Raw genomic sequence first — 8,367 nt, 5'->3', positions numbered from 1 at the left:
GCTGCCCGTGTGGCACTTCGAGGCGTGGGGCGCCACCGAGCCGGTCTCTGTACGCGTGCTGCCCGGCCTGCTGGAGTTCATCCGGGCCTGCGCGGCGCGCGGGCTGCGGGTGGCGCTGTCCTCCTGGTTCAGGAAGGACGAGCTCGACATCCGGTCGAGGATCCGGACCGCGGCAGACCTGGCCGGCGTCTGGGACGTCACGCTCTCGGCGATCGAGAGCGCCGGGCTCGCCGACGCCGTCTACTTCGTCGACCTGGTGAACGAGTGGCCGCTCGCGATGTGGGCGCCGTTCCTGTACGGCAACGACCCGGACGCCGCGACCCTGTCGAGAGGCGACGAGGTCGTGCGGAGCTGGACTCGCGAGGCCATCGGCACCCTGCGGGCGGCCCATCCGCAGTACCGCTACACGCTGTCCATCGCCACCGAGACCACCGGCGCGGACGGCGAGGACCTCTCCGAGCTGGACCTGATCGAGCCGCACGTGTGGATGACGCCGCAGGCCACCACCGACTTCTACGCCCAGATCGGATACGACCTCCACAACTCCCAGTTCGACCCGCGCGCCTACGAGCCGCTGTCGGGACCGGCCGAGCGCCTGTACCGGGCGGACCCGCAGCGGTGGGCCGGCAGCCTGACGGACCACATCGGGAAGGTCGCCGAGTGGTCGCGGTCGGCCGGCAAGCCGCTGGTGACCACCGAATGCTGGGGGATCGTCAACTACAAGGACGGCCCCGGCCGCGACTGGGGCTGGGTCAAGGAGCTGTGCGAGGTCGGCGTACGCGCCGCGCTGGCCACCGGCCGCTGGGAAGCGCTGGCCACCAGCAACTTCTGCGGCCCCCAATTCACCGGCATGTGGCGCGACATCGCCTGGCACCGGCGCATGACCGACGCCATCCACGCGGGGGTAACCGAGTTCGCGCCCGTCTCCTGAGAGGAACCGGACACATGACTGCCATCCCCCGTCGAGACCTCCTGCGTGCCGCCGCCCTGCTGGGGGTGGCGAGCCCGCTGGCCACCGCCTGCGGTTCCGGCGGCGAACCGGTCGGCTCCAAGGAGGCCGGGCCGCAGGGCCCGGTCATCGCCTGGATGCACCATGAGGAGGCGAACGACAAGTACTTCAACACCAAGATCGCCGAGTATCAGCGCCAGTTCCCGAAGGTGACGATCAAGCCGCTGTACGTCCCGATCGCCAACCTCGACACCAAGCTCTCCACCGCGTTCACCACGGGCTCGCCGCCGGACCTGATCAAGGTCGGCGCCTGGACCCTCGCCGAGCGGGCCTCGAAGGGGCAGGTCGCCCCGCTGCCGCCGGCGGAGTTCGGGGCGGGCTCCATCGACGAGCTCAAGAGCAAGTTCGACACCAACGCCTTCGCCGCCCTCACCTACAAGGACCAGGTCTACGGGATACCGATCGACTTCAACTCGGTCCACCTGTGGTACCGCCGCGACCGCTTCGAGCAGGCCGGGCTCGACCCCGACAAGCCCCCGGCCACCTGGGAGGAGGTCGAGGAGTTCGGCCGGAAGCTCACCACAGGCTCCCAGGTCGGGCTCCAGTGGCAGCTCGCCGACAACATCTGGGCGATGCTGAACTTCCTCCCGCTGATCAACGGCCTGGGCGGGCGGATCGTCGACGAGGCCTCGGGGCGCGGCGGCCTGAACACCCCGGAGGGCATCCAGGCCCTGGAGTACTACGGCCGTCAGGGCAACCCGAAGCTGAGCGACCCGGTGGGCGCGTTCGGCCTGTTCGCCAAGGGCACCTCGGCCATGCTGGTGTCCGGCCGGTTCACCTCCAGCCTCATCCCGGCGCTCAACGCCAAGGCCAAGCTGGGCGAGACCTTCGACAGCGCCGTCGTGCCCTCGTGGGCGGGCAAGGAGAAGGTGGCCTCCGGCTACTCATGGGGGTGGATGGTCGCCAAGAAGGCGAAAAATCCGTACACGGCCTGGCATTTCGTCAACTGGCTGACCAGCTCCGGCAGCGTCGACCAGCAGCTGGCCACCACCGGCCTGGTCACCCCCACGGCCGGCTGGCAGAAGCTGCCCAGCGCCCGCGACAAGGCCAGCCAGCAGCTCGAGGACCAGCTCGCGTACACCGACTTCGGCCCGGTGCTGCCGCAGTGGACGGAGACCATCAAGGCGCTGCTCGACGCGCTCGAGTCCGTGATCCACAAGCAGCGGCCGGCGAAGGATGCCGCGGTCGCCTTCGACGCCGCGGTGGGGCGGATACTCAAATGACGCGGAAGGGCACCATGTCCGGGATCGAGGCCCGCGCGGGCGCGGGCCTCGCCGCCCCGGCGATCGTGTACTTCGTCCTGTTCTGGGCGCTGCCCGCGCTGGCCGCCCTGTATCTGAGCTTCACCTCGTACGACCTGGCGGGCACCCCGCAGTGGGTGGGCCTCGAGAACTACCGCCAGATGTGGGCGAACGACGAGTTCTGGGCCAGCGTGCGGGTGACCCTGCTCTACACGGTCTTCGCGGTGGGCCCGACGATCGTGATCGCCCTGGTCGTGGCCGTGCCACTGGCCAAGCCTGGCCGGTTGCGGGCTTGGCTGCGCGGCCTGGTCTTCATCCCCGCGGTGATGCCGCTGGTCGGCGCCACGGTGCTGTGGCAGGTCATCTACTCGACCGGCGGTCTCGCCGACACGCTCGTCGGGGCCCGCCCGTGGCTCACCGACTCCGGCTACGCCATCTGGGCGCTGCTCGTGATGGTCATCTGGAAGTACGTCGGCCTCTACGTGATCATCTTCGTGGCCGGGCTGCAGGCCCTGCCCGCCAACGTCTTCGAGGCCGCAGCCATCGACGGCGCTCGCGCGCTGCGTACCTTCTTCCTCGTCACCGTGCCGCTGCTACGCCGCACCTTCACCTTCGTGATCGTGGTGGCCGTCACGGGAGCCATGCAGTCCTTCGTCCCCGCCTACCTGCTGACCAAGGGCGGGCCGGTCAACGCCACCGAGGTGCTGCCCCTCTACCTGTACAACAACGCGTTCGCCTACTCCCGGTTCGGCTACGCGTCGGCGATCGCGATCGTCCTGCTCGTGGTGCTGCTCGTCTTCGCCTTCACCCAGTTCAAGCTGATCAGGAGTGACGAGGAATGAGAATCAGCCGCCCGCTCACCGTCATAGCCCTCCTCGGCTTCGTGGCGCTGATGCTGCTGCCGCTCTACTCCATGATCGTGCTCGCGTCGGCGCCGGACGACAGCGACCTGTCCGGGCTGCGTTTCCACGGTTTCGCGCTGTTCGACAACATCGGCCAGATCATGACCGACGGCCGGTTCCCGCGCTACCTGCTGAACAGCATCCTGATCGCGTCGGCGGTCTCAGTACTCGACGTGGCGATCTCGGCGGCCGCCGGATACGCGCTGGCCCGGCTGCGGTTCCCCGGCCGGGACGCCCTGCTCAATCTGGTGGTCGTCGCGCTGTCCCTCACCCCGGCGGTTGTCATGATCCCGGTGTTCGTGGCGCTCAGCGAGATCGGCTGGCTCAACAGCTACCAGGGCCTGATCGCGCCGTTCGTGGCCAGCGCGCTCGGCGTCTTCCTGGTCCGCCAGTTCGCGCTGGGCATCCCGGCGCAGATGCTGCACGCCGCGCGGGTGGACGGCGCCGGCGAGCTGCGCATCTTCTTCTTCATCGCGGTCCCGCTGCTGCGCCCTGCCCTGCTGACCGTGCTGCTGCTGCAGTTCCTCGCCCAGTGGGACAACCTGATCTGGCCCCTGATCGCGGCCAGCGAGCAGGAGCTGTGGACGCTGCCGCTCGCGCTGTCGTCGTTCGAAGGCGAGCACGGAATCGTCTACCACCTGCAGACCGCTGCCGCGCTGCTGTCGATCCTGCCGCCGCTGGCCCTGTTCGCCGTGCTGCAGCGCTACTACGTCTCGGGCCTCACCCTCGGAGGAATCAAGCGATGACCGACGGCATCCGCATCGAGCGGGTCACCAAGCGTTACGGCAACCAGGTGCTGTTCACCGACATCGACCTGCACGTCCGCGACGGGGAGTTCCTGGTGATCGTCGGCCCGTCCGGCTGCGGGAAGTCCACGCTGATGCGCATCGTGGCCGGGATCGAGCCGGTCAGCGCCGGACGGGTGACGGTCGGCGGCCGTGACGTCACCCACGCCCACCCGGGCGACCGCGGGATCGGCATGGTCTTCCAGGACTACGCCCTTTACCCGCACCTCAGCGTCGAGGGCAACCTGGCGTTCGGGCTTCGGGCCCACCACACGTCGAAGGACGTCATCCGGCAGCGGATCGCCGACACCAGCCGCGTGCTCGGGCTCGCCGACCAGCTCAAGAAGAAGCCGGGGCAGCTCTCCGGCGGCCAGCGCCAGCGGGTCGCACTCGGCCGCGCCATGATCCGGGAGCCGGCCGCCTATCTCATGGACGAGCCGCTGTCCAACCTGGACGCGGCGCTGCGCGTGCAGATGCGTGCCGAGCTGATCGAGTTCCACCGCCGGACCGCGGGCACGGTCCTGTACGTGACCCACGACCAGGTCGAGGCCATGACCATGGGCGACCGGGTCGCGGTGCTCAATGAGGGCGAGTTCGCGCAGATCGGCACCCCGACCGAGATCTACGAACAGCCGGCCACCGTGTTCGTCGCCACGTTCCTCGGCAGCCCGCGGATGAACCTGCTCGACGCCACCGCGCGTGCGGGCGCGGACGGGGCCGAGCTGTCCAGCGGCGACCTGCTCTGGCGGCTGTCACCCGGGGAACTGCCGGACGACCTGCCCGAGTCGGTGCAGATCGGCTTCAGGCCGGAGTCCGTACGTGTGCGTGCCGACGCGGGGTCACCGGCCTTCGAGCTCGACGCGACGGTGTCATACCGGGAGAATCTCGGCAACGAGAGCATCCTGCATCTCCGCGACCGCATGGGACGGCCGATAGTCGCCCGCGTCCCGCCCCGCACCGGACCGCGTGACGGGGAGCGCGCGACCTTCCACGTGCCGCTCACCGATCTCCACCTCTTCGGCCCGGACGGGCGGGCGTGCTGGCACGGCACCCGGCTCGCCACCGGCGGCGAGCCGCTACCGTGGTCGGCATGACCGCTGATGGCGGAAAGAAGCCGTCGCCTGAGAGCATGACCGCGGAAAGTGGTAAGACCACGCCGGCAGCGTTGATCGCCGTCCTGGAGGACCGGATCCTGACCGGCCATTGGGCCGCCGGCGTGCGGCTGCCGTCGGAGCGCGACCTGGCGACCGAGTTCGGGGTCAGTCGCCCGGTCATCAGGGAGGTGCTCCGGACCCTCCAGGAGCGGGGACTGATCGAGGTCTCGCCGCAGCGCGGCAGCTTCGTGCGCCGCTACACGGCGGAGAACCTGATGCGGCCGATGTACCTCGCGGCCCGCGCCGCCGGCGTGACCGCCCGGCAGCTCATGCGGGCGCGCGTCATGCTGGAGACCGAGGCCGCGGGCCTGGCCGCCGTCAACGCCACCAAGCGGGACCGTACCGATCTGCTCCGCGTCCACCAGCTCTTCGCCCGGCCTGGCGACGTGCACGCCAGGGCGCGGGTCGACCTCACCTTCCATGAGACCATCGCCAGGGCCTCAGGCAACCCGGTCATCCACATGATGTTCACCTCGATCCAGGACCTCACCTACGGGCTGATGCTGCGCAGCCTCAGCGACCGCGAGGTGCGGGAGGCCGGCGAGCCCCTGCACACCGTGATCCTGGAGCACATCCTCGACCGCGATCCCGACGGCGCGCGCGAGGCGATGCGACGCCACCTCGGCCTCGCCGAGGAGTTCTACGGGGCCGACATGGACGCCAACCTCGCCGAGGTCATCGAGCACCAGCTCGGCTCGCCCGCGACGCCGTCCGGCGACGACCTCATGGCGGACCTGCGCACGCCCTCATGACGTCGCACGGCCCGCTCATTGGCGCAGCTTGTACCGGATGGGCAGGTGCTTGATGCCGCCGACGAAGGTCGTCGCGGTCCATTCCGGCTGTCCGGCGAGCTCGACGCTGTCGAGGCGGGGCAGCAGCTCGGCGAACAGGGCCCGCAGCTCCATCCGGGCCAGCGCGGCGCCCAGGCAGTAGTGCACGCCGAACCCGAAGGCGAGGTGGCGGTTGGGGTCGCGGCCCACGTCGAAGGCGAACGGGTCGGTGAACACCTCCTCGTCGCGGTTGGCCGAGGGATACGACAGCAGGACCGACTCGCCCTCACCGATCGGCACGCCGTTCAGGGTGGTGTCGGCCGAGGCCGTGCGCATGAACTCCTTGACCGGGGTGACCCAGCGGATCATCTCGTCCACCGCCAGAGGCAGGAGGCCGGGGTTCTCGCGCAGGCGGACGAGCTGGCCGGGGTGCTCGATGAGGGCGTGGAGCCCGCCTGCGACGGTGGAGCTGGTGGTGTCGTGGCCGGCGGTGGCGATGATGACGTAGTAGGAGGTCGTCTCCAGGTCGTCGAGCGGCTTGCCGTCCACCGTGGCGTTGGCGATGGCGGAGGCCAGGTCGTCGGTCGGGTGGGCGCGGCGGGCCGCGGTCAGCTCCTGGAAGTAGGTGAAGAAGTCCATCATCACCGCGAACGAGTCCTCGGGGCTCTCGCCACGCCTGTTCTCCGCGTCCGCGCCGCCGAACAGCTCCTGGGTGAGCTTGAGCATGCGCGGGAAGTCGGACTCGGGCAGGCCGAGCAGCGAGAGGATCACGTACAGCGGGTAGTGCACCGTGACCTGGGTGGCGAAGTCGCACTCGCCACCGTAGCCGGCCATGCGGTCGACGTAGCGGCGCGCGAGGTCCTGGACCCGGCTCTCCAGGGCGCGCATGGCCTTGGGGCGGAACCAGTCGGCGCCGACCGCGCGGACCACCCGATGCTGCGGATCGTCCAGGTGGATCAGGGTCTTCAGCGCGAAACCCTGCGCGGCCTGCTCCCTGGCCAGCCGGTCGAACTCGCTCTTGGCCAGGACCGGGCGCGGCTCGTTGAGCCACAGGGCATTGTCGCGCTCGATCCGCATGACGTCGGCGTGGCGGGTGACGGCGTAGAAGGGGTCGTATCCCGGCGCCCGCACGTGGTGGACCGGGGACTCCCGGCGCAGCAGGGTGAGCGCCTGGTGCAGCCGGGTCTCGTCGGTGTACGAGACGGGATCGGCCAGCATGAGCCCGGCCTGCTCGACGGTCATGTTCATGAGACTCCTGCTCGGGGACGCAGGACGGGCTTGATCGTCGCGCCGCTCGCGGAGTCGCGTTCGGCGTCGTTGATCTCGTCCAGCGGGTAGGTGCGGATCAGCCGGTCGAAGGGGAAGCGGCCGCGCTGCCACAGCCGGATCAACCGGGGGATGAACTCTTGGGGCACGACGTCGCCTTCGAGGATGTAGCGGAGGCTGCGCCCGGCCAGAGCCAGCGGCTCCAGCGTGATGTCGCCGCCTCCGGTGCCGACCAGGCCGCACGTCCCGCGCGGGCTCAGCACTCCGACGGCGGTGCGCACCACGCCGGGCACGCCGGTGGTGTCGAAGGAGTAGTCGACCTCGCCCGTCAAAGCGGCCAGGTCGGGATCCGCGCCGTCGATCGCCCGGGTGGCGCCGAGATCCAGGGCCAGCTCGCGCCGCCCGGCGTGCAGGTCGATCGCGACGATCTCGTCGGCGCCCGCGACCTTGGCCGCCATGACCGCCGCCAGACCCACCGCTCCGGTGCCGAACACCGCGATGCTGGAGCCCGGGCGCACGTTCAGGGCGTTCAGCACCGAGCCCGCCCCCGTCTGCATGCCACAGCCGAGCGGCCCGAGCAGTTCCAGAGGCAGCGAGGGATTGACGGTGACGAGGTTGCGCTCGGTGGCGACGGCGTGCGTGGCGAAGGAGGACTGGCCGAACCAGCGGGCCGCGACCGGCCCGCCGTCGAGGTCGGTGGCCCCGCTCGTCCCGTCGGTCCGCACCCCGCTGAGGTTCCGCGCCATGAACTCGTCGCAGTACGGGGCCGCCCCGGTCAGGCACTGGGCGCACCAGCCGCACGAGTCGTAGCTCATCACGACGTGGTCGCCCGCCTTGACGCGGGTCACCCCCGGCCCGACCGCCTCGACGACGCCCGAGCCCTCGTGCCCGAAGACCATCGGCATCGGCAGCTCCGGCAGCCCCCGGAAGAGCACATCGGTGTGGCACATGCCCACGCCGGCCACGCGGACCAGCACCTCCCCCGGCCCCGGCTCGCCCAGCTGGAGATCTTCGACGGTGAACGGCTTGCCCGGATCACGCAGGATCGCAGCCTCTACGCGCATCTCACTCCTTGGCGGTCGCGGCAGGGTTGTCGCTACGTGTCATATCCGGATTCCTCCGCGACACGCCAGTGCACCGCCACCCGTTCGACACTCTCGGACGCGCGGTACCGGCAGACCGGGCGCGGGTAGAAGCAGTGGCGCCGCAGTCCAGGCAGCGCCGCACCCGCAGCTCGCCC

Annotated in this window: 8 protein-coding genes; 6 read left to right on the top strand and 2 right to left on the bottom strand. The window is 70.2% G+C overall.

The window, feature by feature from the left end; translation table 11 throughout:
* The 6 genes from AB0J09_RS47805 to AB0J09_RS47780 all read left to right on the top strand — a co-directional run.
* Positions 1-931 (top strand): cellulase-like family protein (locus AB0J09_RS47805; protein ID WP_360707065.1); only part of this gene is annotated, 931 nt, incomplete at its 5' end.
* A 14-nt stretch (positions 932-945) separates the two neighbouring features.
* Positions 946-2,232 (top strand): extracellular solute-binding protein, encoded by a 1,287-nt coding sequence (locus tag AB0J09_RS47800; protein WP_360707062.1) that lies wholly within the window; start codon positions 946-948, stop codon positions 2,230-2,232.
* The gene (locus AB0J09_RS47795; RefSeq protein WP_360707059.1) at positions 2,229-3,092 is read left to right on the top strand and encodes a sugar ABC transporter permease; all 864 of its coding nucleotides are present in this window, start codon (positions 2,229-2,231) and stop codon (positions 3,090-3,092) included. The genes AB0J09_RS47800 and AB0J09_RS47795 overlap by 4 nt, the downstream gene beginning before the upstream one ends.
* Positions 3,089-3,898: a carbohydrate ABC transporter permease gene (locus AB0J09_RS47790; RefSeq protein WP_360707057.1), complete on the top strand. Its 810-nt coding sequence runs from the start codon at positions 3,089-3,091 to the stop codon at positions 3,896-3,898. Before AB0J09_RS47795 ends, AB0J09_RS47790 begins: the two co-directional genes overlap by 4 nt.
* Positions 3,895-5,031 carry an ATP-binding cassette domain-containing protein gene (locus AB0J09_RS47785; RefSeq protein ID WP_360707054.1) on the top strand — a complete coding sequence of 379 codons (1,137 nt, stop codon included), beginning with the start codon at positions 3,895-3,897 and terminating at the stop codon, positions 5,029-5,031. The genes AB0J09_RS47790 and AB0J09_RS47785 overlap by 4 nt, the downstream gene beginning before the upstream one ends.
* Positions 5,028-5,843 carry a FadR/GntR family transcriptional regulator gene (locus AB0J09_RS47780; RefSeq protein ID WP_360707051.1) on the top strand — a complete coding sequence of 272 codons (816 nt, stop codon included), beginning with the start codon at positions 5,028-5,030 and terminating at the stop codon, positions 5,841-5,843. Before AB0J09_RS47785 ends, AB0J09_RS47780 begins: the two co-directional genes overlap by 4 nt.
* A gap of 15 nt (positions 5,844-5,858) precedes the next feature.
* Here AB0J09_RS47780 and AB0J09_RS47775 read toward each other — a convergent pair whose 3' ends face one another.
* Both AB0J09_RS47775 and AB0J09_RS47770 read right to left on the bottom strand, forming a co-directional pair.
* Positions 5,859-7,109 carry a cytochrome P450 gene (locus tag AB0J09_RS47775; RefSeq protein WP_360707048.1) on the bottom strand — a complete coding sequence of 417 codons (1,251 nt, stop codon included), beginning with the start codon at positions 7,107-7,109 and terminating at the stop codon, positions 5,859-5,861.
* Positions 7,106-8,191, bottom strand: a complete 1,086-nt coding sequence (locus tag AB0J09_RS47770) for an NAD(P)-dependent alcohol dehydrogenase (RefSeq protein ID WP_360707045.1) — start codon at positions 8,189-8,191, stop codon at positions 7,106-7,108. Before AB0J09_RS47770 ends, AB0J09_RS47775 begins: the two co-directional genes overlap by 4 nt.
* Positions 8,192-8,367: the final 176 nt, after the last annotated feature.

Origin of the sequence: Nonomuraea sp. NPDC049784, from assembly GCF_040659615.1 — a bacterium.
GTDB lineage: Bacteria > Actinomycetota > Actinomycetes > Streptosporangiales > Streptosporangiaceae > Nonomuraea.
Note: the sequence above shows the minus strand (reverse complement) of the source record. Positions and strands in the feature narration are given on the sequence as shown.

Coding starts and splice junctions, on each gene's coding strand:
- AB0J09_RS47800 (WP_360707062.1), top strand. CDS start 946: ATGACTGCCATCCCCCGTCGAGACCTCCTGCGTGCCGCCGCCCTGCTG.
- AB0J09_RS47795 (WP_360707059.1), top strand. CDS start 2,229: ATGACGCGGAAGGGCACCATGTCCGGGATCGAGGCCCGCGCGGGCGCG.
- AB0J09_RS47790 (WP_360707057.1), top strand. CDS start 3,089: ATGAGAATCAGCCGCCCGCTCACCGTCATAGCCCTCCTCGGCTTCGTG.
- AB0J09_RS47785 (WP_360707054.1), top strand. CDS start 3,895: ATGACCGACGGCATCCGCATCGAGCGGGTCACCAAGCGTTACGGCAAC.
- AB0J09_RS47780 (WP_360707051.1), top strand. CDS start 5,028: ATGACCGCTGATGGCGGAAAGAAGCCGTCGCCTGAGAGCATGACCGCG.
- AB0J09_RS47775 (WP_360707048.1), bottom strand. CDS start 7,109: ATGAACATGACCGTCGAGCAGGCCGGGCTCATGCTGGCCGATCCCGTC.
- AB0J09_RS47770 (WP_360707045.1), bottom strand. CDS start 8,191: ATGCGCGTAGAGGCTGCGATCCTGCGTGATCCGGGCAAGCCGTTCACC.